The sequence below is a fragment of the Prodigiosinella aquatilis genome, from assembly GCA_030388725.1.
Classification (GTDB): domain Bacteria; phylum Pseudomonadota; class Gammaproteobacteria; order Enterobacterales; family Enterobacteriaceae; genus Prodigiosinella; species Prodigiosinella aquatilis.
This window is the reverse complement of the sequence record CP128857.1, coordinates 4,728,827-4,754,306: the sequence shown is the minus strand read 5'-3', so window position 1 is coordinate 4,754,306 and position 25,480 is coordinate 4,728,827. Positions and strand designations below refer to the sequence as shown.

At 50.4% G+C, this 25,480-nt stretch carries 24 protein-coding genes; 13 read left to right on the top strand and 11 right to left on the bottom strand.

Features of this window, described 5'->3' with window-relative positions:
* Window positions 1-49: 49 nt before the first annotated feature.
* The 6 genes from PCO85_22130 to PCO85_22105 form a co-directional block, all read right to left on the bottom strand.
* Entirely contained in the window at window positions 50-1,705 is a 1,656-nt protein-coding gene (locus PCO85_22130; protein ID WJV53788.1) for a methyl-accepting chemotaxis protein, read from the bottom strand.
* A gap of 591 nt (window positions 1,706-2,296) precedes the next feature.
* The gene (locus PCO85_22125; GenBank protein WJV53787.1) at window positions 2,297-3,652 is read right to left on the bottom strand and encodes a GntP family transporter; all 1,356 of its coding nucleotides are present in this window, start codon (window positions 3,650-3,652) and stop codon (window positions 2,297-2,299) included.
* A gap of 229 nt (window positions 3,653-3,881) precedes the next feature.
* Window positions 3,882-4,658, bottom strand: coding sequence for a hydroxypyruvate isomerase family protein (locus tag PCO85_22120; protein WJV53786.1), 777 nt, complete (start codon window positions 4,656-4,658; stop codon window positions 3,882-3,884).
* Window positions 4,659-4,660: 2 nt separating this feature from the next.
* A complete protein-coding gene (locus PCO85_22115) occupies window positions 4,661-5,302 on the bottom strand; it encodes an aldolase (GenBank protein WJV53785.1) in 642 nt (213 codons plus the stop codon).
* Window positions 5,299-6,573, bottom strand: a complete 1,275-nt coding sequence (locus PCO85_22110; GenBank protein WJV53784.1) for a four-carbon acid sugar kinase family protein — start codon at window positions 6,571-6,573, stop codon at window positions 5,299-5,301. The genes PCO85_22115 and PCO85_22110 overlap by 4 nt, the downstream gene beginning before the upstream one ends.
* On the bottom strand, window positions 6,570-7,484 hold the full coding sequence (locus PCO85_22105) for an NAD(P)-dependent oxidoreductase (protein ID WJV53783.1): 915 nt from the start codon (window positions 7,482-7,484) through the stop codon (window positions 6,570-6,572). Before PCO85_22105 ends, PCO85_22110 begins: the two co-directional genes overlap by 4 nt.
* A gap of 300 nt (window positions 7,485-7,784) precedes the next feature.
* Between PCO85_22105 and ygbI the strand changes: the two genes are divergently transcribed.
* The 7 genes from ygbI to PCO85_22070 all read left to right on the top strand — a co-directional run bounded on the left by ygbI (window position 7,785) and on the right by PCO85_22070 (window position 15,006).
* Window positions 7,785-8,546 (top strand): DNA-binding transcriptional repressor YgbI, encoded by a 762-nt coding sequence (gene ygbI, locus PCO85_22100; GenBank protein WJV56176.1) that lies wholly within the window; start codon window positions 7,785-7,787, stop codon window positions 8,544-8,546.
* 413 nt (window positions 8,547-8,959) lie between these two features.
* Window positions 8,960-10,279 (top strand): sn-glycerol-3-phosphate ABC transporter substrate-binding protein UgpB, encoded by a 1,320-nt coding sequence (gene ugpB / locus PCO85_22095; protein ID WJV53782.1) that lies wholly within the window; start codon window positions 8,960-8,962, stop codon window positions 10,277-10,279.
* Window positions 10,280-10,332: 53 nt separating this feature from the next.
* Window positions 10,333-11,220, top strand: coding sequence for a sn-glycerol-3-phosphate ABC transporter permease UgpA (ugpA, locus tag PCO85_22090; protein ID WJV53781.1), 888 nt, complete (start codon window positions 10,333-10,335; stop codon window positions 11,218-11,220).
* Window positions 11,221-11,231: 11 nt separating this feature from the next.
* A complete protein-coding gene (gene ugpE, locus PCO85_22085; protein ID WJV53780.1) occupies window positions 11,232-12,080 on the top strand; it encodes a sn-glycerol-3-phosphate ABC transporter permease UgpE in 849 nt (282 codons plus the stop codon).
* Window positions 12,081-12,161: 81 nt separating this feature from the next.
* Window positions 12,162-13,238 (top strand): sn-glycerol-3-phosphate import ATP-binding protein UgpC, encoded by a 1,077-nt coding sequence (locus PCO85_22080; protein ID WJV53779.1) that lies wholly within the window; start codon window positions 12,162-12,164, stop codon window positions 13,236-13,238.
* Window positions 13,235-13,984: a glycerophosphodiester phosphodiesterase gene (gene ugpQ, locus PCO85_22075; protein ID WJV53778.1), complete on the top strand. Its 750-nt coding sequence runs from the start codon at window positions 13,235-13,237 to the stop codon at window positions 13,982-13,984. The genes PCO85_22080 and ugpQ overlap by 4 nt, the downstream gene beginning before the upstream one ends.
* 65 nt (window positions 13,985-14,049) lie before the next feature.
* Window positions 14,050-15,006, top strand: coding sequence for an AEC family transporter (locus PCO85_22070; GenBank protein WJV53777.1), 957 nt, complete (start codon window positions 14,050-14,052; stop codon window positions 15,004-15,006).
* Window positions 15,007-15,023: 17 nt separating this feature from the next.
* Here PCO85_22070 and PCO85_22065 read toward each other — a convergent pair whose 3' ends face one another.
* Window positions 15,024-15,302: a hypothetical protein gene (locus PCO85_22065; GenBank protein ID WJV53776.1), complete on the bottom strand. Its 279-nt coding sequence runs from the start codon at window positions 15,300-15,302 to the stop codon at window positions 15,024-15,026.
* 168 nt (window positions 15,303-15,470) lie between these two features.
* Between PCO85_22065 and PCO85_22060 the strand changes: the two genes are divergently transcribed.
* Window positions 15,471-15,935 (top strand): tRNA (cytidine(34)-2'-O)-methyltransferase, encoded by a 465-nt coding sequence (locus tag PCO85_22060; GenBank protein WJV53775.1) that lies wholly within the window; start codon window positions 15,471-15,473, stop codon window positions 15,933-15,935.
* Window positions 15,936-16,005: 70 nt separating this feature from the next.
* On the opposite strand, the gene PCO85_22055 is transcribed toward PCO85_22060, so the two are convergent.
* From PCO85_22055 to cpxR, 4 genes are all read right to left on the bottom strand, one after another.
* Window positions 16,006-16,767: a DUF3142 domain-containing protein gene (locus tag PCO85_22055; protein WJV53774.1), complete on the bottom strand. Its 762-nt coding sequence runs from the start codon at window positions 16,765-16,767 to the stop codon at window positions 16,006-16,008.
* A complete protein-coding gene (locus tag PCO85_22050; GenBank protein WJV53773.1) occupies window positions 16,737-18,938 on the bottom strand; it encodes a hypothetical protein in 2,202 nt (733 codons plus the stop codon). The genes PCO85_22055 and PCO85_22050 overlap by 31 nt, the downstream gene beginning before the upstream one ends.
* Before the next feature lie 233 nt (window positions 18,939-19,171).
* Window positions 19,172-20,542, bottom strand: a complete 1,371-nt coding sequence (cpxA, locus tag PCO85_22045; GenBank protein WJV53772.1) for an envelope stress sensor histidine kinase CpxA — start codon at window positions 20,540-20,542, stop codon at window positions 19,172-19,174.
* A complete protein-coding gene (cpxR, locus tag PCO85_22040) occupies window positions 20,539-21,237 on the bottom strand; it encodes an envelope stress response regulator transcription factor CpxR (GenBank protein WJV53771.1) in 699 nt (232 codons plus the stop codon). The genes cpxA and cpxR overlap by 4 nt, the downstream gene beginning before the upstream one ends.
* A gap of 151 nt (window positions 21,238-21,388) precedes the next feature.
* Between cpxR and cpxP the strand changes: the two genes are divergently transcribed.
* The 5 genes from cpxP (at window position 21,389) to PCO85_22015 (ending at window position 25,477) form a co-directional block, all read left to right on the top strand.
* Window positions 21,389-21,886: a cell-envelope stress modulator CpxP gene (gene cpxP / locus PCO85_22035; protein WJV53770.1), complete on the top strand. Its 498-nt coding sequence runs from the start codon at window positions 21,389-21,391 to the stop codon at window positions 21,884-21,886.
* Between the two features lie 484 nt (window positions 21,887-22,370).
* Window positions 22,371-23,237, top strand: coding sequence for an ABC transporter substrate-binding protein (locus tag PCO85_22030; protein ID WJV53769.1), 867 nt, complete (start codon window positions 22,371-22,373; stop codon window positions 23,235-23,237).
* Between the two features lie 102 nt (window positions 23,238-23,339).
* Window positions 23,340-24,038 carry an amino acid ABC transporter permease gene (locus PCO85_22025; protein WJV53768.1) on the top strand — a complete coding sequence of 233 codons (699 nt, stop codon included), beginning with the start codon at window positions 23,340-23,342 and terminating at the stop codon, window positions 24,036-24,038.
* 1 nt (window position 24,039) lies between these two features.
* Window positions 24,040-24,741 (top strand): amino acid ABC transporter permease, encoded by a 702-nt coding sequence (locus PCO85_22020; GenBank protein WJV53767.1) that lies wholly within the window; start codon window positions 24,040-24,042, stop codon window positions 24,739-24,741.
* A gap of 10 nt (window positions 24,742-24,751) precedes the next feature.
* Window positions 24,752-25,477, top strand: coding sequence for an amino acid ABC transporter ATP-binding protein (locus PCO85_22015; protein WJV53766.1), 726 nt, complete (start codon window positions 24,752-24,754; stop codon window positions 25,475-25,477).
* Window positions 25,478-25,480 lie beyond the last annotated feature (3 nt).

The following is a 25,480-nucleotide window of genomic DNA, read 5'->3' as shown; positions in this document are numbered from 1 at the left end:
TTGACGGGAATGTCCCGTCAGATATCAGATTTTTCACACCACAGGGTGATTAAAAACTTTCCCAGTCTTTGTTGGCGCCGTTGGCCAATGCCAGTCTGGGTTTGGGTTGCACTTTTTCCCGAGGCGTGTGGTGTTGGGCCCCGGTAATAATAAATACTTTCATCAGCTCTACCAGCTGTGATGCCTGGTCGTTCAGGCTGTCTGCCGCACTGGTTGATTCTTCCACCAGCGAGGCATTTTGCTGCGTAACCTGATCGAGCTGGTTAATGGCGTCATTAATCTGTGAAATACCGGCTTCCTGTTCATGGGTAGTGGTGCCAATCTCGCTAATCAGATCGGCTACATTGCGTGCCTGGCGCACCAGTTCATCTATAGTGGTGCCCGCTTTCCCGACCAGATTTGAGCCGGTTTCTACTTTTCGCACGCTCTCGCTGATGAGCTCCTTAATTTCTTTAGCTGCGGAAGCCGAGCGTTGTGCCAGTGAACGCACTTCGCCCGCCACGACGGCGAAGCCGCGTCCCTGCTCGCCAGCCCGGGCAGCTTCTACCGCCGCATTGAGCGCCAGAATGTTGGTCTGGAAGGCAATGCCATCAATGACGCCGATAATGTCGCCTATCTTGCGGGAGCTGCCGGAGATATCCTCCATTGTGCGAATAATATTACCGACGGCTTCTCCACTTTTGGCCGCCGTTTCGCTGGCTGAATTAGCCAGCGTGGTGGCCGAGCGAACGGTATCTGCATTTTGGCGGATAGTCTGACTCATCTCTTCCATTGAAGCCGCGGTTTGTTGCAAGCTCGCGGCTTGTTCTTCCGTCCGTTGGCTGAGATCGGTGCTGCCAGCGGCAATCTGGTTGGACCCCGTAGCGATAGATTCGCTGCTCTGGCGAACCTGATCGACAACGTTACTCAAACCTTTCTGCATTTCATTCATTGCCGCCAGCACACTGGTCGTGTCCCCAGGGCGGAGAGAAATCGTAACGGATAAGTCACCTTGCGCAACCTGTCGAGCTATCTGTGCGGCATAGATCGGTTCACCACCCAGTTGCCTTTTAATGATGTGATTAATTAGTCCAGTGACCAATATGCCAAGTACGGAGGAAATAATGGCCAGTATCAGCATGAAGTTACCGTCGGATTTTGCTTCGTGCATGGCATTAGTTGCCATGGACAGGGTCATGTTTTTTTGTGCGTCAACCATGCCATCCAGTGCCTTGAACACACCATCCTGGGCGGTCTGCATTTCGTTCAGCATGATTGCTCGTGCCTGTTCCCGCAACTCGGGTTGTTGGGACATACTGAGTTCAAGTGCTTGCAGGAAAGCTTTCAGGTACGCCGGACGTGCCTTGGTCATCTGGTCCAGCGAAGCACGGGTTTCCGGGGTATCCAGTCGTTCATTCAGCTGTTTGAGAAGTGCTGTGTTACGTGCGATTTGTTTATCGATTAACTGCTTTTCTTGTTGTATTCGTTGTGGATCGGTGCTGAGTCCGATATTGCGTATCAGCCGGGCATTGATATCGAAGCCAGCTTTTGTTTCCTCTATCAGTATCAGATCGGTCAGACGCTCTTCAGAGAGATATTGAATATCGTTACTCAGGGCAACCAATTGTGAGCGACCAAAAATAGCGACCAGCAGGCCAATGATAATCACCAGTGAGAAGCCGGTAATCAGCATGGCACCAAGTTTCATTTTTTTTAAAACGTCCATAGATATCCTTACTTTTCTTAATTTCCATGAGTTTTTTATCGCTCCGTTTAGAAAAAACGGTACTTCAGTGTATAATTTTACTTAATTTGGCCTCTCTTTCACAAATCGTGTATTAATTTTCGTTAGTGCCTTTTTTTGATATTTTATTATTGGATCATAAATAATGATTCATATTATATGTTCAGCTATACCCGTCATACTTCAAGTTTCAGGTGTGTTGGCTGCGTTTGTTCACCCGAATCACTTATCTGAGTAAGCTCATCGGGATTCACTCTCTTGCCGCCTTCCTGCAACTCGAATTATTTTGGGTATAATGTTTATATACCCAATGAATTTCAAGATATAAGAAGGCGTCAACCGAGTAACGAAAGGCAGATAACGCCCGTGCAACTTGCAAAATGATGGGTGTAATGGAAACACATAGTTGGCTGATAAGAACAATAAAAACCAAACCATTTATTCCTTTGGTAATAACTATTATTTAATAATAAGAATAAGGAAGTGAGCGTGATTTGTCGATTGCAATGTTGGCGATCGCCATATAGAAATACCTGCATCTGTGACAGGATTCTCAGATGCAGGAATAAAATATCAGATTACCAACCACAAACCCCAGATAATAAAAAATCCTGACAGAGAAAGCACTGTGGTGAGTAGCGTCCAGGTTTTCAGTCCATCAGAGACGGACAATCCAAGATACTTGGTGACAATCCAGAATCCGGAATCGTTTACATGTGATAATCCCAGGCCGCCAAAACAGGCCGACAGCGTGACCAGTACCAATTGGATCTGGTTTAAACCACTGACCGCCTGGGTTAACAATCCACAGGTGGTGAGAATGGCAACGGTAGCGGAACCCTGAGAGGCTCGTAGCGCCAGGGAGAGAATAAACGCGGCCGGTATCAGTGGCAGATGGATACTGGTTAGTGTCTCAGCCAGTGCCTTACCGACACCCGATTCCACCAGTACTTTACCAAATACCCCACCAGCGCCGGTGACCATAATCACAACGGCTGCCGCTGGCATTGCATCACCCATCACCATCCCGGTTTTTTCCAGCGTCCATCCCTGACGACGGGCAATAAAGAAAAATGCCAGTGTTAGTGCGACAAGCAGCGCCACCGCCGGCGCGCCAACCAGTGTGGACAGATTACGGATGGGATGTCCTGCCGGCAGAATCGTGGCAGAGACCGTACCCAGCATGATGATGGCGATCGGTATCACAATCAAGGCGGTGATCAGCCCGGCGGACGGTGCGCGGGTATTCAGCGGTGTCGTGCTGTCTTCCGGTTTGGCTAGCTGCAACTGTTCTAAAACGTCAATGGAGAGGGCGTAGTTGCGGCGATTAATAAACGTCGACATCCAAAAACCGATGACACCGACCGGGATGGCAACGGCTATGCCCAGCATGGTCAGCCAGCCAATATCCGCATTCAGCAACCCTGCTGCGGCGACCGGGCCAGGATGAGGCGGCATCGCCACATGGACGGTCAGCATGACACCCGCCATCGGTAAACCGAATTTCAGTGGTGATACTTTGGCGACCTTGGCAAAACCATAAATAATCGGGGCCAGAATAATAAAACCGACATCGAAGAACACCGGGATACCGAGAATAAATGCCGCGATGGTCAGTGCGGCAACAATCCGGTGTGTTCCCAATAGTTGAGTAAAACGCTTTGCCAGGGATTCGGCACCGCCGGAAACCTCAATCATCCTGCCCAGCATGGCACCCAGACCGATGATCATGGTGATTGACCCTAGCACGCCCCCCATCCCGTTGGTCATCACTTTCATGATTTCGTTGGTGGGAATGCCGGTAGACAAGCCTACCAGTAAACTGACTATTAATAGCGCCACAAAAGGCTGTATTTTTATTTTTATTACTAACAAGAGCAGTAATAATACGCCCAGTATTGCGATGCAGAGTAATGCTGAGGTTGACATAATTCTGACCCTCAATTAAATAATATTTATGCGTTGATGTTTTTCCTGTTATTGCAGGTAATAGCAGGAAGTATTTTTTATTTTTTTAAGATAAAAAGATGTTCATGGAGTAATAGTCAGTGATGACAATTACTCCTGAATTTCATTTTTATAATAATGAACATATCCAATAAGTGTTACGTTACAGGAAAGCGACAATGCAATTGTAACGTGAAAGATGTCGATATACTTATTGCCAGGGTTTAATCCAGCCTAATCCCTCTTTTGTATTCCCGCGTGGATTATATTCACAACCTACCCAGCCGGAATAACCGAGACGATCCAGTTCTTCAAATAAGAATGGGTAATTTATTTCCCCTTCATCAGGTTCATGACGTCCTGGTACGGCGGCAATCTGAATATGACCGTAACGACCCTGCATTTCCCGCATAATATGCGTCAGATTACCATCAACAATTTGGGCGTGATAGAGATCCAACTGCACCCAGACATTGTCGCGATCAATCCGGTTTACCATCTCCAGTGTTTGATATTGGCTGGCCAATAGATAACGGGGTTTCAGACCCGGGTTTAGTGCTTCCAGCATGATGTTAATATTGTGCGGGGCAAACTTATCGGCCGCATAGCGAATATTCTCAATATAGGTACGCTGATAAAGAGAAATATCCGCACCCTCTGGAATAACACTCGCCATAATATGTACGGAGGGACAATTTAGGGCGATGGCATATTCCAGAGCACGATCAATATCCCGGTGCGCATCCTCTACCCGTTCCGGCAAAGCGGTAACTCCCCATTCACCCGCCGCGATATTACCTGGCGAGGTATTAAATAATACCTGCTGAAGCCCGTAATGCTGTAATTTCTCAGCCAGTACCTCGGCTGGATATTCATAAGGGAATAAAAATTCAACGCCGTTGAAACCCGCCTCAGCGGCAGCCTGAAAACGGTCCAGAAAGGGCAGTTCGGTAAACAGGGTAGAAAGGTTTGCAGCAAATTTCGGCATGATTAACTCCGTAATTCAGCAATTTCTTCGCCAGTTAAGTAGCGAATACGTCGGTCGCCAAGAATGAAAATCAGTTTGGCGGTTTCTTCCAGCTCTTCCATATTGTCTGCGGCGGCCCGCAAATCCTTGCCAGTGACCACCGGACCATGATTAGCCAACAGAAAGGCGCTATAGTGTGGTGCGAGTGCGGCCAGATCTTCACCCAGGCGTGCATCTCCCGGACGGTAATAAGGCACCACTGGCACCTGACCGACCCGCATCACTACATATGGCGTAAAGGGCCGGATGGCATCCTGTGTATTTAACCCTTCCAGGCAGGAGAGTGCAGTTAAATAGGCGCTGTGCAGGTGTACCACGGCACGGCAGGCCGGATTATTGAGATATAACGCCCGATGGAAACTCACTTCTTTAGAGGGTTTATCGCCGGAAAGCCACTCCCCATCAAGCCTGACCTTCGAAAGTCGCTCTGCCTGCAATTCTCCCAGACAGGAACCCGTTGGGGTAGCGAGTAGCGTGCCATCATCCAGCAGCAGCGAAAGATTGCCCGCAGAGCCAGTGGCATAACCGCGCTGAAAAAATGACGCACCCAGCCTGACCATTTCGTCACGCGCCAGTTGCTCATGGGTGGGCTGACTACCTGTCATAAGGCAAACTCCTGTTGTGCTCGGGCAAAAAAGTCTTCATCACCAAAGTTGCCGGATTTTAGTGCCAGTGATAACGAATGGTCGGTGGATTTAACCCACGGAACGCCGGGGGAAATAGTCGGACCGATGTGGAACGCGCGAATGCCCAACGTTTGCACCACCTTGCTGGAGGTTTCGCCACCAGCGATGATAAAACGCCGGAATCCTGCCGTCTGTAGCTGGCTGGCCACGCAGGCGAACAGGGTTTCGACCGCATGACTGCTGGCTTGTGCCCCAAAACGCTGTTGAATCGTGGCCAATGCTTCCGGTGCCGCGGTGGCGTACAGTAACGGTGCCAGCGCATCGTTACGGTGTTCCTCTGCCCAGCGAGCCAGTTCATGGGCATAAGTTTGCAGTGCGCTCTCACTTTCAAGGCAACGAGCCACATCGATGGCCTGATGGGCGGCCTGCTGGCAATAACGCGCCACCTGTTGGTTGGTCATCACTGAACAGGAGCCGGAAAGCACTATACCCGCGCCCGGTTGTGGTAATCCGGCTTGCGTGGCGGTGGTTGATTGTGGCGCTGATGTGGCCCACACTCGCGCCAGACCGATAGCCAGCCCGGAACCGCCGGTCACCAGTTTCATTTCCCGCAGCGCATCGCCCTGTGTCAACAGATGCTGTTCGTTCAGGGCATCCAGTACCGCGTAGCGGCACCCCTGTTCTTGAAGTTGCGCCAAATGCTGTTTTACCGCCGCTGGACCCTGATCCATGATGGCGTATGGCACCAGACCGGCGTGTCCATTGGCCTGCTGTTCCATTAGCCGCAGCAGGTTACTGTCCGTCATTGGGGTGACCGGGTGGTGACGCATGCCGGATTCCGACAGCAACTGCCCCATCACAAACAGATAACCCTGATACACGGTACGACCATTCACCGGCAACGCCGGGGAAATCACCGTCATGGATTCGCCCAACGCGTCCAGCAGCGCATCGGTCACTGGCCCGATATTCCCGTGGACGGTGCTGTCGAAAGTGGAGCAATATTTGAAATAGAACTGCTGGCAGCCCTGTTGCTGTAGCCAGGCGAGCGCCTTCAGTGCGTCGGTAACCGCCTGTTCAGCCGGACAGGAGCGGGACTTCAGGCTAATGACCACTGCCTGCGCCGTTATCTGATAATCGGCTTCCGGCACGCCATTCAGTTGTACGGTCGGCAGGCCATTCTGCACCAGAAAACTGGCGATATCCGTAGCACCGGTAAAATCGTCTGCGATAACGCCAAGAGTGATCATGCGTCCTCCCGTTTTTCCGGCAGCGTAATACCGCTGAAGACTTTGATCACCGCACTGTCATCCTGCTTACCAAATCCGGCGTTGCTGGCGGCAGTAAACATATTGAAAGCGGTGGAAGCCAGCGGCAGCGGGAAATGCAGTGCTTTGGCGGTGTCGGTCACCAATCCCAGATCTTTGACGAAGATATCGACGGCAGATTTTGGCGTATAGTCGCCGTCCACTACGTGGCGCATCCGGTTTTCAAACATCCACGAGTTGCCAGCGGCGTGGGTCACCACATCGTACATCACGTCCAGCGGGATACCGGCCCGGGCTGCCAGCGCCATCGCTTCTGCTCCGGCGGCGATATGCACACCCGCCAGTAACTGGTGAATGATTTTTACCGTGGCACCGAGGCCAATTTCGCTACCGATGCGATACACCTTGCCAGCCACCGCGTTCAATACCGGCTCCAGTTTGTTGAATGCATCGTCGCTGCCGGAGGCCATGACGGTCATATCACCGGCAGCGGCCTTGACCGCGCCGCCAGATACCGGGGCGTCGAGCATCAACAACTGATGCTCTGCCAATTGTGCGGCAATGTCTTTGGCATCTTGCGCTGAAATGGTGGATGACACCATGACCGCTGTACCGGCCTTGAGTTTGGCGGCGACACTCGCCTCACCGAACAGAATGCTTTTCACCTGCGCGGCGTTCACAACCAGCAGAACTACAGCGTCCAACTGGTCGGCAAAGTCGTCGATACGGGTGGCGGTTTGTGTTGCACCTTCCTGACGCAATCGCTCCAGTGTCTGTGGATTAATATCGATGCCATAAGTAGTGAGCCCGGCGTTGATGCAGGACGTGGCGGCACCAAATCCCATCGATCCCAGACCGATAACCGCTACCGAATACGTTGAGGTTTCATTCATGACTGTCGCCTGTTAAGTTTAGTGATTATTTGTTCTGTTGTGTTAAATGTAAGCGCAGTTGTCTGTTATTATGGTGACTGATATCACATAAATTAACATTAAAATTGTATTATCAAACGGTCCAGTAAGAACAATGTTTGCGATAAATGTTAGTAAGTTTTTTATATCAACAGGTTATATTTAAAGCCATGCTGAATATGTTAATCACTGCATGGCTTATGACGTGAATTTATGGTAATTATCACCCTGAATAATGAGTGATATCACAATATTTATCACGGAAACCAACAGGAGTGCGTGGTGATACCGGTAGAGCGTCATCAAAAGATTTTGTCACTGATTACGGAACGTGGCGTGGTCAGCATCAGCGAACTGATGGAAACGCTGGGCGTATCGCACATGACGGTACGACGAGACGTGCAAAAACTGGAACAGGATGGGCTACTACTCAGTGTGTCCGGTGGTGTGCGCTCGCCGGAACGGCTGGCGGCAGAACCGTCCCATCAGGATAAGTCCGTCATGTTCAGCCAGCAGAAAGACGCGATTGGTCGGCTGGCGGCGCAGCAGATCCCGTACAACAGCTGTATTTATCTGGATGCTGGCACCACTACGCTATCGCTGGCGCGGCAACTGGCGGCACGGGACGACTTGCTGATTGTCACCAACGATTTTGTCATTGCCGGATTTTTAATTGAATCCAGCCAGTGTCGTATGATCCACACCGGCGGCACCTTGTGCCGGGAAAACTGCTCCTGCGTGGGAGAAGCGGCAGCGCAGGCACTGCGTAATCTGTTTATTGATATCGCGTTTGTTTCGGCTTCTTCCTGGAGCCTGCGCGGCTTGTCCACGCCTAATGAAGACAAAGTCGCCGTCAAACGGGCAATAGTGGCAGCCAGCAGCAAGCGCATTTTACTGAGCGACACCTCAAAATACGGTCGTATCGCTACCTATCTGGCAACACCACTAACGGTATTTGACAGCATTATTACCGACGATGGTTTACCCATTGCCGCACAGGAAGCGTTGAGGAAAATAGACGTTGAGGTACTGGTGGCGCGGTGATGTGGCATTGTTATGCCGATAGACAGATTTTAGGGAAAACGCGGGGGGAAGCTCCCGGAGGGATGTCTTACCCCTGCGGTCGCCCCGTGTATCTCGGTGCCATCCAGCGCTTCTGGTGGTGAAGCAATATTCTGATAATCAAAAGATCACTTTCTCACATAATAAAAAATGGCGTGTTATTGGTGGTTGAAACAGTGCGCGACATAAAATGGGAATGCGTATTTTGCGAACAATAGCGACATGATAATCAGATTGACAGGCCAAACGCACGATGGCGGAATGCAATCGTATGCAGTTGTCATTTGCCTGTAATTTAGTGGTTATTTTTCTGTCATCTGGGCATGCCATGTTAGCTCCCGAATATAAAACACGCCGTTTTACTCAGGCGTAATCAATGATTCCAGGAGACAGGCATGTTTAACCACGCTATTCGTAAAGCCGTAGCCGGTGTAGCCATTACAATGGCACTTAGCACTCAGGCACTGGCGGTAACCGAAATCCCTTTCTGGCACTCAATGGACGGTGAATTGGGCAAGACCGTGAACTCGCTGGTGGACCGCTTTAACCAGAGCCATAGCGATGTCAAAATCGTACCCGTCTACAAAGGTAACTACGACCAAAATCTGGCGGCGGGTATTGCCGCATTCCGCAGTGGTAATCCACCTGCCATCTTACAGGTTTATGAAGTGGGCACGGCTACCATGATGGCCAGCAAGGCGATCATGCCTGTCTACCAGGTGTTCCAGCAGGCCGGCATCCCATCCGATGAGAAAGCGTTTGTTCCCTCGATATCCGGCTATTACTCCGATTCCAAAACCGGGCACCTGCTGTCGCAGCCATTTAACAGCTCAACACCGGTACTGTATTACAACAAAGATGCCTTCAAAAAAGCCGGTCTTAATCCAGAACAGCCACCTAAAACCTGGCAGCAATTGGCCACAGACGCCGCCAAATTGCGTGCTGCCGGTATGAAGTGCGGTTATACCAGCGGCTGGCAGGGCTGGGTTCAGCTTGAAAACTTCAGCGCCTGGAATGGTTTGCCCTTCGCCACTAAAAACAACGGTTTTGATGGTTTGGATGCTGTGTTGGAATTCAACAAGCCGGTGCAGGTCAGGCATATCCAGATGTTGGAAAATATGCTTAAGAAAGGTGATTTCAGCTACTACGGCCGTAAAGATGAAGCGACCCCGAAGTTTTATAACGGTGATTGCGCCATGCTTACCACCTCTTCCGGCTCACTGGCCAACATCCGCCAATACGCCAAATTCAACTTCGGCGTAGCAATGATGCCTTATGACGCGGACGTAAAAGGCGCACCGCAAAACGCCATCATCGGTGGGGCCAGCCTGTGGGTGATGAAAGGTAAAGATGCCGCAACTTATAAAGGTGTCGCTGAGTTCTTGCAGTTCCTGACATCGCCGAAAATTGCTGCCGAATGGCATCAGAAAACCGGTTATCTGCCGATTACGACTGCTGCTTATGAGTTGACCAAACAGCAGGGTTTTTATGCTAAGAACCCCGGTGCGGATATTGCAACTCGTCAGATGCTGAACAAGCCGCCGTTGCCGTTCACCAAGGGTATACGTCTGGGCAACATGCCGCAGATTCGTGCTGTTATGGATGAAGAGCTGGAAAGCGTCTGGACTGGCAAGAAAACCCCGCAACAAGCGCTGGATTCCGCCGTAGCGCGTGGCAATGTGCTGTTGCGTCGTTTTGAACAAGCCAATAAGTAAAATTGTATTCCGGGCCGAAAGGAATCGGCCATCCCTTTCTGAGAACGATGTAGATGACCTCTTCCCGTCCTGTTTTTGGTCGCAGCTGGCTACCCTATGCACTGGTCTTACCGCAGATGGCGATCACTGTGGTTTTTTTCCTCTGGCCTGCCGGGCAAGCGCTGTGGTATTCGGTACAAAATGTGGATCCGTTCGGGTTATCCAGCCAATTTGTCGGGCTGGCTAACTTTGTCAACCTGCTCCACGACACCTATTACCTGGGAGCGTTTTACACCACGCTGGTATTCAGTTCTCTGGTGGCGGGTTCCGGGTTGATTATTTCGTTGTTTCTGGCGGCATTGGTGGACTATGTCATCCGTTTCAGCCGTTTTTACCAGACGTTGCTGATGCTGCCCTACGCTGTGGCACCGGCTGTCGCAGCGGTATTGTGGATGTTTTTGTTCAATCCCGGAATGGGGTTGATTACTTATGCACTGGAACAGGTTGGGTATAACTGGAATCACGCACAGAATAGTGGTCAGGCGATGTTTCTGGTGGTGCTGGCGTCGGTATGGAAACAAATCAGCTATAACTTCCTGTTTTTTCTGGCTGCCTTGCAATCGATACCCCGATCCCTGATTGAAGCGGCGGCGATTGACGGTGCCGGTCCAGTCCGGCGTTTTTTCAATCTGGTACTACCGCTGATTTCGCCGGTGAGTTTCTTTCTGCTGGTGGTCAACCTGGTGTACGCCTTCTTTGATACTTTCCCGGTGATTGATGCTGCCACGGAAGGGGGGCCGGTGCAGGCCACCACCACGCTGATTTACAAGATCTACCGCGAAGGGTTTGCCGGACTCGATCTCTCCAGCTCGGCGGCGCAGTCGGTGGTACTGATGTTTGTGGTTATTGTTCTGACCGTGATTCAGTTCCGCTTTGTCGAACGAAGGGTGAATTATCAATGATCAGGAACGCAATGATTGAAAAACGTCGCGGGTTGGATATTTTCAGCCATATCATGCTGGTTATTGCCATTCTGGTGGTGTTGTTTCCGCTGTATGTGGCGTTTGTCGCCGCGACGCTGGATCATGATCAGGTATTTCAAGTGCCGATGACGCTGATTCCCGGCGGCCATCTGTGGGAAAACCTGAGCTACATCTGGCAACATGGTGTCGGCGACAATAACAGCACTCCTTTCGGGCGGATGCTGATTAACAGTTTTATCATGGCGCTGACCATTACGCTGGGGAAAATCAGCGTGTCTATGCTTTCCGCCTTTGCCATCGTTTATTTCCGCTTTCCGTTCCGTAATCTATTCTTTTGGCTTATTTTTATCACCTTGATGCTACCGGTAGAAGTACGTATTTTCCCGACGATTGAGGTGATGTCCCAGCTCCATATCATGAACAGTTACACCGGATTGACATTGCCGCTGATGGCGTCTGCCACTGCCACATTTCTGTTTCGGCAATTCTTCATGACCTTACCGAATGAACTATTGGAAGCGGCGCGCATTGATGGTGCTGGCCCGATGCGCTTTTTCTTCGACATGGTGCTGCCATTATCCAAAACCAATCTGGCGGCACTGTTTGTCATCACGTTCATTTATGGCTGGAATCAGTATCTATGGCCATTGCTGATTATAAGCGATGCTCGTCTGGGTACGGCGGTGGCCGGTATTCAGAGCATGATTGCCATCGGTGATAGCCCAACCGAGTGGAATCAGGTGATGTCGGCAATGTTGCTGACCATGTTGCCGCCGTTGTTGGTTGTGATGTTGATGCAACGCTGGTTCGTGCGCGGCCTGGTTGATAGTGAGAAATAAAACGTTATGGCGGGTTATCTTGCCCGTTAATCAGAGGACCGCTGTTGCGCGGCGTTACGTATTTTCCCCCGGATATTTTTTATGGCATGTTTAAAACTTCAGGCTGTTACCAAATCCTACGACGGTAAAACACAGGTAATTCAGCCCATTGATCTGGATGTGGCAGACGGTGAATTTGTGGTGATGGTCGGGCCATCTGGCTGTGGGAAATCCACGCTGCTGCGGATGGTGGCGGGTCTGGAACAGACCACCAGTGGCGATATCTATATCGGTGACGAACGGGTGACCGATCGGGAGCCGAAAGATCGCGGTATTGCGATGGTTTTCCAAAATTACGCGCTTTATCCACATATGAACGTTTACGATAATATGGCTTACGGGCTGAAAATTCGCGGGTTTGGTAAAGGGCATATTCGCCAGCGAGTAGAAGAAGCGGCCCGTATTCTGGAATTACAGCCCTTGCTGACACGTAAACCGCGTGAGCTGTCTGGCGGTCAACGGCAACGTGTGGCGATGGGACGTGCCATTGTGCGGGAACCGTCGGTGTTCCTGTTTGATGAACCGTTATCGAATCTGGATGCTAAGCTGCGTGTGCAGATGCGTCTTGAGTTGCAACAACTGCACCGGCGACTGAAAACCACCAGCCTGTATGTCACTCACGATCAAGTGGAAGCGATGACGCTAGCCCAGCGGGTGATTGTGATGAATAAAGGCGTCGCCGAGCAGATTGGCGCACCGGCGGAGATCTACCGCCGCCCGGCGTCCCTGTTTGTAGCCAGCTTTATCGGTTCTCCGGCCATGAATCTATGGGCCGGAAACATGAGTGATGATGGTAGCCGCTTTGCCCTGTCACCCGATTTTGCCATTCCATTGTCGATACCGAAACCACAATGGCAGGGATGTGCATTGACGCTGGGTGTGCGTCCGGAGCATATTCAGCTCTCTACACAAGCGGCGGGCGGCATTCCGCTGATCGTCGACACACTGGAGTTGCTGGGCGCGGATAATCTGGCGCACGGTAAATGGGCGGGGCAAAATATTATTGTGCGTTTGTCGCATGAACACTGCCCGGACGTGGGGTCGACCTTGTGGCTGCATTTGCCGGAAACAGCATGGCATTTATTTGATTCACAAAGCGGATTACGGATAGAAGCATGATAAATAACTGGCCTTACCCGGCTATCGTCGCCCACCGTGGCGGCGGTTCGTTGGCACCTGAAAACACGCTGGCGGCGATTGATGTCGGTGCCCGGCACGGTCATCGGATGATTGAGTTCGACGCCAAGCTATCGCAGGACGGGCAGGTTTTCCTGCTACATGACGACACGTTGGATCGTACCAGCAATGGTTGGGGCATGGCGGGTTTGTTGCCGTGGGATAAGCTGGTTACGCTGGATGCCGGTGGTTGGTACAGTCAGGATTTCAAGGGCGAACCGCTGCCGCTGCTTTCTGAGGTGGCACAGCGTTGTGCAAAATATGGTATGGCGGCAAATATCGAAATCAAACCCACCACTGGCTGTGAAGCTGAAACCGGGCGGGTGGTCGCGCTGGCAGCCCAGCAATTGTGGCGGGACCATCCGGTGGCACCGTTGCTCTCGTCTTTTGCGGTGGAGGCGTTGGCGGCGGCGCAGCAAGCGGTACCGGGATTGCCTCGCGGCCTGTTGCTGGATGAATGGAACGACGACTGGCAAGTCCTGACGCAACGCCTGGGCTGTGTCTCCATTCATCTGAATCATCAATTGCTGGATGAATCCCGAGTGGCGTTACTGAAAGATGCCGGGTTACGTATACTGGTTTATACCGTCAATCAGCCAGCGCGAGCACGGACCTTGTTGCAATGGGGCGTTGACTGTATCTGTACTGACCGGATAGATTTGATTGGGGCAGACTTTTCTGCCGGCTGAATTCTGCTTGTCTTGCCGATTAGCGCACTGAGTGCCGGTTAAAAATAAGCGTTAAGGAAGGGGCAATGCCCACGTTTATCATTTCTCTCTGGCACCAGATTTTCCTGTCATTACCTCTGTTTGTATTGATTATGCTGGGTTACGGTCTGATCCGTTGCGGAAGATGGTCTACTGCGGTCACGGACGCTCTCAGCAAATTTGTATTCTCCGTTGCCCTGCCTGCCATGCTGTTTCGCATGATGTGTGATTTCTCCAAACGACCGGCCGTGGATGCTCGTTTGCTGATCGCTTTTTTCGGCAGTTGCATGATTGTATTTGTGCTGGGACGGCTAATTGCCAACAAGATATTCCGGCTGGATGGTGTATCCGGCTCTGTATTTGCCCTAAGCGGTATCTTTTCCAATAACGTGATGCTGGGTTTGCCGATAGCTACCCTGATGCTGGGGCCAGCAGCTATTCCGTCAGTAGCGTTGGTGCTGGTGTTTAATGGCCTGATTTTGTGGACGTTGGTCACTATATCGGTAGAGTGGGCGCGCAACGGTACGCTGTCCATGCAGGGATTCACCAAAACCACGCTTGGCGTACTGAAAAACCCACTGATTGTTGGCATTCTTTCTGGCACGTTATTTAGTCTCACTGGGTTGTCGCTACCATCCACAATTGATAAGCCGATCGCCATGCTGGGGCAAATCGCGGTACCACTGTCGCTGGTGGCGCTGGGAATGGGACTGGCGGAATACCGTGTCCGTGATGGTTGGCAGATCAGTATGGCTGTTTGCATTATCAAATTGTTGGTACAACCGCTGGTGGTGTGGCTGTTGGCCCGGGCGCTTGGCCTGCCGGAGATGGAAACCCGGGTGGTGGTGCTACTTGGCTCAATGGCGGTAGGCGTTAATATCTATCTGATGTCACGTCAGTTTAATGTGCTGGGTGGTCCTATCGCCGCCAGCCTGCTGATGTCTACCGCGCTGGCGGCGGTTACTACGCCGCTGATTCTGACCTTGATGGGGGTTCGGATGTGATGTCCGGTTCTGCTGCGTTATTTTGAATTCGGTTTCTGTGCCTGTAGTCGTTGTTGCTGGAGCTGTAATTGCAACTGCTGTTGCTGTTCACGGCTGCGCTGCTTGATATCCTGATTCAGGCTCTGTTGATGTATCTTTTGATTCTGTTGCATATTCTGTAGCAGCTTTTTCTGGCTGCTAATGCCGTTATCAAATTCTTTCTGCTGGGCTGAAGGCGCCTGTGCATTACCGGCCTGTACCGCCAGCGGCAGTAGCAGCGAAGTCAGTAGTATGACCGGGATAAGTGTTTTATTCATATGACCTCGGTAACAATAGTCCATTTTAGTAAACGTATCTTAAGTATAATCGTCAATCAATGAATCGTCCTGACATAGACACCGGTACTGGTGATCCCCGGTTTTGGGGTGATCCCTATGAATGATATATACTGCCATCAAAATTTTCTTTGCGATTGACGTCATCCCATGTTTCATATTGCGCTCTACGAGCCACAAATTGCACCCAATACTGGCAATATCATCCGGCTGGCCGCCAACAATGGCTGTTTCCTGCATTTGATTGAACCGTTCGGTTTTGATTTTGAAGAAAAAAAATTGCGCCGTGCCGGACTGGATTATCACGATCTGGCCAGTGTCAGTCGTCATAAAAACTATCAGGAATTTCTGCAGGCGGTGGAAGGATGCCGTATTTTCGCCTGCACCACCAAAGGTAGTCGTCCATATGACGAGCCCAATTATCAGCCCGGAGATGTGTTGCTGTTCGGTTCGGAAACGTCTGGACTGCCGGATGCTATTCGTAACGGTTTTGCGCCGGAATGTCGTATCCGCATTCCAATGGAGCCTGACTGTCGCAGCCTGAATCTTTCTAATTCGGTGGCGATTATTAGCTACGAAGCCTGGCGACAGAACGGATTTGGTGGTCGGCGCTAGTCTTTAGTGATATCGATACTTATCAGAAAGGTGGTGAACCATACTTCTATCTGGTTCGCAGAAAATCGACTCAGTGGGTGATCGGCACCCGTCGGGCAGGAACCGGATTGATAAGAAATACCGCTTCGCCGCGGTAGAAAGGTGAAGCGGCTAGTCGATATTGCCAGCGCTCGTCCCACCGTCCGTGCTGTATTAGCCCAATACGAAAGGGAACTTTCAGTGCCAGCAGGGCAGGCAGATAATCGCGGTAATTATTGATGGTATGGCGTCCCTGATAGGTTTGTACCACCAGTTCATCCACGACGTGATTCAGTCGGTTAAGCTGCTTAATGTCACCGGTTTTCGCCCAGTCCAGCAGGCCGGTAACGCTCAGGCGGCACGCTGTGGGCAACTGTCGCCGCAGTGTCTGCAGAAAGGTTACGTAATGTGCTAATTCATAGCTTCGTGCGTCGAAATCAATTTGAATACCCGCAACCTGGTTCCCGTTGGAGAGCCATTTCTCCCGTATTTTTAACATTCTGCGTAGCTGCTTTTCACTGATGTTCAGTGTTGAGACGCGATAGGTGAGCCACAGATGGTTGATATGCAGCTTGCTGACAGGAATTCCCTGTCGCAGAAAGACGGTTTTGCCCTGACGACGGGTGATCTCTCCCTGATGCAGATAAAGTGTCTCTGCCTGATGCAACACTGGCTGAGGCCGGACAGCTGCCCACAACCAGAATGCATGATAGTGGGCGGCGTTAACGGCGCTATAAGCCACCGGACTAAGCACTAAAAGGCTGGTCAGCAAGGCGATACGCGTCACCAATAGTATTTGAGCTGCATCGCCCATTGACTGCCTTTAAATTCGGTTTTGAGTTGTTGGAACCAGGCTCTGCGGGTCGCCTTACTGATGTTTTGTGATCCACAGTCGTTATAGCCGCTGGGGGCGTAGCAATAAATTGCGCGGTAGAGCGCATAACTCTTGTCTTCCGGTGGCGCTTTCGGAGAGGCGATGACCTGCATGTAACCATCCAGGCGGTTATGCTCATCACCATTAAACTGGCTTACGGCTTCCGTCAGGCCGCTGAGCATATTGTTTTCTCCCCAATCGAATCCCACTGTATTCCCGGTGCGCAGGAAAAATTCTCCCAGGCAGTTAATGGCGTGGGCATCATTCGGATTCTGGCTCAGCGTGGTGACCGTCTGTTGCAACGTCGGGCATTGATAGCCATCTTCGGTATCACTGCCGTCCCAGTCAAACACTGTCAGATCATCCTCACTCCAGCTTTGGTTTTCGGTGCTTTTCAGCGGCGCAATAGATTTCAACAATGCGCTGTCTTTCAGGTAACCGGCGTAATCACCGTGTGTTAACTGTTTGGTTAACAGGGTATGTAACGCAATCGCCCGCTCTTCATGGCTTTGTTCGGGGCCGGTCTGCTTACGCAGCAGGTCGGCATTCGCGCTGATTTTCAGTATTGCCGAGCGAAAACGCAGGTTGGTTACCGGACTTTCCGGTGTGAACACCAGCTCCGGGTGGCCGCTGTTGACCAGTGTTTGCGCCAGAGCCAGTTGCAGAAACTGTTGTTGGGTATAGTTGGTTTTCAGGGTTAAAAGATAGCGCCAATGCGCGGTGGCGGCGCTCCATTGTTTCTGATGGTCCAGTGCCAAACCACGTAGAACCTGCGAACTGAACGCCGTAGTGTGGGTCAGATCCTGGCGAGTGGTCCTGGGGATGGTTTTGAGTACTGCTGCATAATCCTTCTGCTGGTAAAACTGAAATGCAGCTTGCAGGTAACGGTATTCATCCCGCATGCCCGCTTTTTCAAACCACGGTCGCTGCTGGTTAATCTCTTCTTGCTTCAACGCGGGAAGAGCCATCCAGCCATCCTCACTACGCAGGCGTTTGATATCCTGCACCAGCATCAGAACGGGCACTTCAGCCGAAGCAATAAATCGACTGTCTTCCAGCAATTTGTTGTCAACTTCATTACTGACTTCCTGTAAATCGCTGACGTTATTCACCGATGCCAGCGTTTTCTGATAACTTTCTGCCAGTTCACGCATATCACCAATGATCCAGTAGGCACGACGATACAATCCACGAGCCGAATCTGCGTAGTTCCCCTGCGGATAGTGTTTCAGGTAGTCGTTAATACGTTGCACGGCGGTCTGTCCGGCTTGTTTATCCATCTTGCGCGCATCGAACATGTTGTATTCGTCCTGCGCGTTTTTCATCGCGTCATTAATGGCAACGCGTATCAGCATATAACGAGCGGTTTCCGCCACCCACGGCTGGCTGGCGTTGACCAGTTGCTGGAAGCCGCTGCCCGCCTGATCAAGATTCCCTTCATAAAACGCTGCGGCGCTATCGAGGTAGTGCTTGAGATCGCCCGCATGGCCACTATCCGGCAGATTGACCCGTTCCGTCGCTATTGCCTTGGAAGGATGGTCGGTCGAGATGATGTCTATCCGGATTTGTGCCAGCAAGATACGCTGCGCGTCATCCAGATCTTTATCATTTAGCAATACATCGAAAAAAGTCGCCAACGCAGTCAAATCATTAGAAACCCAGCGTCCTTCCATCTCCATTGGTGTCAGGTCGCGCAGCTTTTCCTGTGTAGCTGATGGAAGATGGAGCAGTCCGGCTTTTTGCAGTAGCACCGTGTTCTCCTGCGCCACCACATCATCGGCGGAGGCATTGGCATCCGCAGCATTGTTTGGCGTGACGTCCTGCGTGGTGTCTTCCGTTGCCGCCAGTCCCATTACCCGATAAGCAGTGAACGGATCAATACGAGAACTGGCCTGATCCGGCACTGGCAGGGGAATGGGTAAGTCAATATGATTGCGACTGCTTTCCAGCAGCATCAGATTCGTGCGGGTATCGTTATCAGGCAGAAGGTAGGGCAGTGCTGGTATACCGCAATCAGCATCTGAAAAGCCACAGATGCCGTCGCTGGAGCCGAACGCATAAGTGCTGAGTACGGTAATGGCGACGCCAGCCAGTACAAATAATCCTTTCATGCCCATTTTCCTGTGGTGAGGTGTCAGGTGACATTTAAGAACCCATCTCATTAGGCCAAGAACTCCCATGCAAGACATGCGCCTAATGGGATAATTTCTCCGTTGTCAGCGCCGAATATAAAACTGACGGCGTCGAGCACACACTCTACCCGACCTAAAGAAAAACTCAATGAATGGACGTCAGAGATATACTGGGCGCTGGATGTTCAGCGCCCAGTATCATAAACAGGAAACTAACGCTGGTACAACGGTAACCAGATAGTGAGTTGCAGGCCGCCTAGCGGGCTGTCATCTGCTTTTACCCAGCCGTTATGTTGCGAAATGGCATTTTCCACAATCGCCAAGCCCAGACCGGTTCCGCCAGACTCCCTGTCACGCGCTTCATCGGTACGGTAGAACGGACGGAAAATCTGTTCACGATCGTCTGGGCTGACACCAGGGCCGTCATTCCCGACGACAATGGTCACACCCTGACGATCCACAGAGAACGCCACGGTAATGTGGTGATGAGAATAACGCAGTGCATTACGGACTACGTTTTCTAATGCGCTGTCGAGCGCCGATGGATTGCAGCACAGCATCCAGGCACCGGGTGGTGAAGTGATCTCCAGTGTTTTTCCCATCTGTTCGGCTTCAAAGCTGGCATTGGCCAATACATCGTCCCACAGTTCATCCGCACCCAACACTTCCCGTGATAGCTCGTTCTTGTGCTGATTACGCGATAGTAACAGCAGGTCGTTAATCATGCTGTCCAGTCGTTGAGTTTCCGTTTCGATTCGGGTGAGTTCATTGCCTTCGCCCTGACGGCGGCGAAGCAGTGCCGTGGCCAGTTGTAAACGGGTCAGCGGCGTGCGTAATTCGTGGGAGATATCGGACAATAGCCGTTGTTGAACGGTGACCATCCGTTCCAACGCACTGACCATCTGGTTAAAGCTGGCGCCGGTTGCCAGGAATTCCTGTGGACCTGACTCCAGTTCTGGATGTTGACGCAGATTGCCGCGAGCCACTTCGTCAGCCGCATTCTTCAGCTTACGGGCCGGTTTTGCCAGACTCCACGCCAGCCACAGCAGCAGTGGTGAACTGATGAGCATGGTGACGATTAACAACAGGAGTGGGCGATCAAACAGTAGGTTGATAAAATCGGATTGCGGGCTACTGGATGGTCGGATTATGTATAACAAGTAATTATCATCGCCATCATGCACAATAAAAGGACCAAGTAGCTCAACACGCCCATATTTTTTCTTCTTGGGAAACTCCGGGTTATCAGACTGACCGATAAAGTTGCGCACTACCTGCATTTCGTTACGCTGAACGCCGATAACGCGACCTTCACTCGTGACCAGCAACAGGCGTTGCCCAGGAGGCGCCCATTTTTCGATGACGCGGAAAAGGCGTCGCCACCAGAGTAGATCGTTTGCCGGGTCAGCAGCCAGTTCGGCTTCAATATGTTGCTTCAGCATCAGACCCTGGCGCTGTTCGTTTTCGAGCAGCGATGTCAGTTGCCGTGAATCCAGCTTTGGCAACATCAACACCAGCACCAGCACCAGTGCCAGTGTCAGCCAGAAAATAGCAAAAATACGGGCGGTCAGACTATTAATCATGCAGTGGAAACCATCAGATAACCTCGCCCGCGCAGGGTTTTAAACCAGGGCAACCCATCCTTACGTTCTGGCAACTTGCGTCGCAGATTGGAAATATGCATGTCAATAGCGCGATCAAAAGGTGTCAGCCGTTTACCCAGCACTTCCTGACTGAGATGTTCGCGGGAAACAACCTGACCGAGACGTTGGGCCAGCAGATACAGCAGCGTAAACTCCGTACCTGTCAGATCAAGCACAACATCATCAAAGCTGGCTTCCTGTCGCCCAGGGTTTAGCCGCAGTCCATCCACTTCCAACGTGGGTGAACTGGTTTCGCCGGCATGTTGTTGATCCGTCCAGTTAGATCGGCGCAGGATGGCACGGATGCGCGCAACCAGTTCACGGTCATTAAACGGTTTAGGCAAATAATCATCCGCACCCAGTTCCAGACCCAGCACACGATCCAGCTCGCTGCCGCGGGCTGTCAGCATGATCACCGGAGTTTGGTAACGCTGGCGAACCTCTTTCAATGTATCGATGCCGTTTTTCTTCGGCATCATGACATCCAGCAATAACAGGTCAATCGTGTCATCCAGGACGCTTAACGCCTGTTCGCCATCGTAGGCGACAACGACGTCAAAGCCTTCCATTTCGAGCAATTCTTTGAGCAAAGACGTTAGCTCTTTATCGTCATCAACCAACAGGATTTTATTCATGATTTATCTACCTCCATGGGCAAAATACGTCATAGATAGCCGCTATTCCATGACTTTACGTAGTTTTACACCGTCTGACGCATGTTTGCAGCAAGGCGATTAGACTGAACTCATTAACGCACTGAGCCACCACCACACTGAGGAGTCATTGATGCGACGCGTAGCCACATTATCACTTGCTTCGTTGCTGATGTTGGGGTCCGGCATCATCGTGACGGCAGCCGCTGAAAGTCTCCCAATGGGCGACTGGCATTACGATGAATCTGCCATGAAATGTGACCAGAGTCAGCAAAGCATGTTTGATGGTGTGACGTTGACGGAACATCAGCGCCAGCAAATGCGTGATTTGATGCAGCAAGTTCGTCATGGCACACCTTCTTACGATGTCGGCGATATGGAAGATATGCACCGATTGGTGGTAGCGAAAAATTTTGATACGTCTGCTGTCAAGGCGTTAGTGAGCAAAATGGTTCATATGCAGATAGCGCGCCGCGTAGAAATTGCCAGGGTGTGCAACCAAATGTACAACCTGCTGACACCCGAGCAGAAGGAGACTCTGGATCAGGAACATCAGCAGTATATGCAGAAAATACAGCAACAAATGTCGATGATGAACCAGAATGCTCAGAATTTCAGTTTGTCTAAATAGTGTTTTCAGTAATGAGTTATTTCCTGGTAGTGAGTAGTGCCGAGAGTAGTAGTGTGTAAAAGATGTACTTGTTTTCCTTGCCATAGACACCATCCCTGTCTTTTCGCCCTCCTTGATGGAGGGCTTTTTTTTTTGGTTCGAAAACTAAACATAGGCTATTGAAGTGGTGCGTTTTGTTTTCCCTTCTGTGGAGCAATTTCTCACCAAAACGGTGCGACAGATCACACTACTGAACACCTGATGTTAATGTCGTCAGGGGCGTCACGGGCATATTCTTCATACCTGTTGTTGCGTTTAGTCTTCATTATCTAACTGATATATAAATATTTATTCCATTTCTTGTTTTACTTTCTCAACTTATCCATATTTTGGCATTCGTTATGCATTCTTAAAATCATAATGACATTATGAAAATAAAATATTCAATCAAATGTCTGTTGTTAACGTCGTTTCATTTTCAATTCACACTTGGGAGGATTAGTCGGTGGCTAAACAAGAAACAAGTTGTACTCTGCAAAGAAAAATCAACATTGGCATACTGGCTGGTTCACTATTTGGCTTGCTCAGCATGGCTAATTCGGTTTCTGCGAATCAACTTCAGGAGATTAAGGCACGGGGTGAAATGGTCTGCGGCACACTTTCCACCACGGAACCGTTAGGTTTTGTCGATCCAAAAACGCGTAAAATCATCGGGTTCGATGTGGATATTTGTCAGGCGCTGGCGGATCACCTGGGTGTCCGGATGGTGCAAAAAAGCCTTTCTGTCGAAGCACGTATCCCGGAATTACAGATTGGACGTGTTGATATTCTTTCTGCTGCGCTGGGATACACTCCCGAACGCGCTAAACAGATTGAATTTACTGATTCGCATTTTCAGGTGCCGTTGAAAATTTTGGTTCCTGTTGCGGCTGGGTACAGCTCGCTGGCTGACTTAAATGGTAAACGTGTCGGGATGACGTCTGGTTCCAGCTCAGAGTACTGGCTGCGTAAATCTTTCCCGAAAATACAGATCGTTACCTATCATGATTCGCCTTCCGGATTCCTGGCGTTGCAGCAGCATAAGGTGAGTGGTCTGGCGTTTGCCCAGACATCGGGTATGCGTTATCTGCAGGCAGGTAAAGGCGATTTTGCTTTTATTGATCAGCCTATCGGCTGGGAACCTAATGCACTGGGTATTAAAAAAGGTGAACCAGAATTTCTGGCGGCAGTAAACAGCACGCTGGAAAAAATGGAGCAGGACGGGGAACTGGAAACTATCTGGAATAAATGGCTGGGGCCGCAAACCGTTTATAACGTAAAACGGGATCACAAACTTGAGCCTATTGAAAAAGTGAAACTCAGTACCGAATAATGTGGGAAAAATGATCGTGAAATGGTAGGCCACATCCACCATAAATGGATGTGGCACTGAATCTATTTCCTGGCTTTTCAATACGCCGAGGAGTCGAGTCGTATGACGAATTTTGATCCCTTTTCACTATTGCAGGGTGTTTATCTGCAATGGTTGATAACTGGCCTGGAAACTACACTGACTCTGTTTATTTTATGTTTGGTCTCCGGTTTTATTTTGGCGCTGTTTTTGGCGGCTATGCGTATTTCTGGTATTACGCCTTTAAGATGGTTCGTTGCTATTTATGTTGAATATCATCGTAATGTTCCGGCACTGGTTCAGCTTTTATTATGGTATTTCGGTTTATCCGCCGTATTACCTTATACCTTGTCAGAATGGGTTAATCAGCACGGCAGTGAATTTCTTTTTGCCTATATCGCACTGACGTTGAATACCGCTGCATTTATGTCTGAAGATTTGCGTAGTGGTTTACGTGCGGTCGCGAAGGGTCAAATGGAGGCATGCCGGGCTTTGGGCCTGACTTTCCCTCAGGCTATGCGGGATGTTATTTTACCGCAATCAATCCGTATTTCTATTCCGCCATTAATCAGCCAATCGCTGGCATTGTATAAATCAACCAGTCTGGCAATGGCGATCAGCGTGGCAGAACTGACCTATGCTGCGAAACAGATTGAAAATGAAACCTTCAGAACCTTTGATGCCTTCGCCATCGTCTCTGTCATCTACTTACTGGGTTCGCTGCTGATTGTCAGTGTGGGCTTTACCTGTGACCGTTTAGTGTACCGGACCAGGAGCCAATAGTATGAGTGACATGATAGCTATCGTAATGAATTACCGTGATTTACTTCTGGTAGGCGCTTATCCGGATGGGCCGATCGGCGGGTTGGCTTTGACACTGCTTATTGCACTCAGCGGTTTGGTTTGCGCGTTTCCGCTGGCAATATTGGTCGGCATTGCCAGAACCAGCAAATATAAGGTTCTCTTTATCCCTGCGACTATATTTTCCAGTGTTATTCGTGGATTGCCGGTGTTGATGTTGGTGTTCTGGTCCTATTTTGCTGTGCCTCTGCTTTCCGGACACTCAATTTCAGGTGTTATGACGCTGACTGTGGCATTAATTATCTATGAAACGGCTTTTTTAGGTGAAGTTATCAGAGCGGGAATAAAATCAATTCCTGTTGGACAAATTGAAGCCGCAAGAACATTAGGGATTAGTTATTCACGTGCTCTTGCAGAGGTTATATTGCCGCAAGCACTATTTACCATGATTCCCAGTATTCTTAATCAATTTATTAACCTGATTAAGAATACGTCATTGGGATATGTTATTGGTGTCGCAGAACTGACATATTCCGCTTATCAGATTAATACCATCGAATTAACCAAACCATTACAGGTCTTTGGCATTTTGGCGATTATCTATTTCATTATCTGCTTTTCATTGACGCAATTGGTCGGCTATCTGGAAAACATTATTCAGCGCAAACGACAACTGAAAATATAGGAGACTCGACATGTTGAAAATAGAAAACGTTGAGAAATGGTATGGGCCGAATAAAGTGCTGAATAACGTTTCTGAAGAAGTAGCTCGCGGAGAAGTGGTCGTAGTTTGTGGGCCGTCAGGATCAGGCAAATCGACCTTGATCCGTACCATCAACCGACTGGAAGAGATCCAGAACGGACGCATTCTGGTGGATGGTATCGACAGCCGTGCCAGTGATATCGATCTGAATCAGTTTCGTAGCAACATCGGTTTTGTTTTCCAGCAATTTAATTTATTCCCCAATCTGACGGTATTACAGAACGTCACGCTGGCACAGCGCCGGGTGCGTAAAAGTGATAAACGCGACGCGGATGAGGTGTCGATGGCTTTGCTGGAGAAAGTCGGATTGTCGATGAAATTGAGCGCCTATCCCCATCAGCTTTCCGGTGGTCAGCAGCAGCGGGTTGCCATCGCACGGGCGTTGGCGATGAAACCCCCGGTGATGTTGTTCGACGAGCCAACCAGCGCCCTCGACCCGGAGATGGTCGGCGAGGTGTTGCAGGTTATGCAGCAACTGGGCAGGGAAGGCATGACCATGGTGTGTGTGACCCATGAAATGGGCTTTGCTAAAGACGTTGCCGACCGCGTGTTATTTATGGATCGCGGTGAAATCATCGAACGGGCTACGCCTGAAGCTTTTTTCTATCAACCCCAACATCCCCGCGCACAAAAATTTGTCGCTGATATCCGCCATTGACAG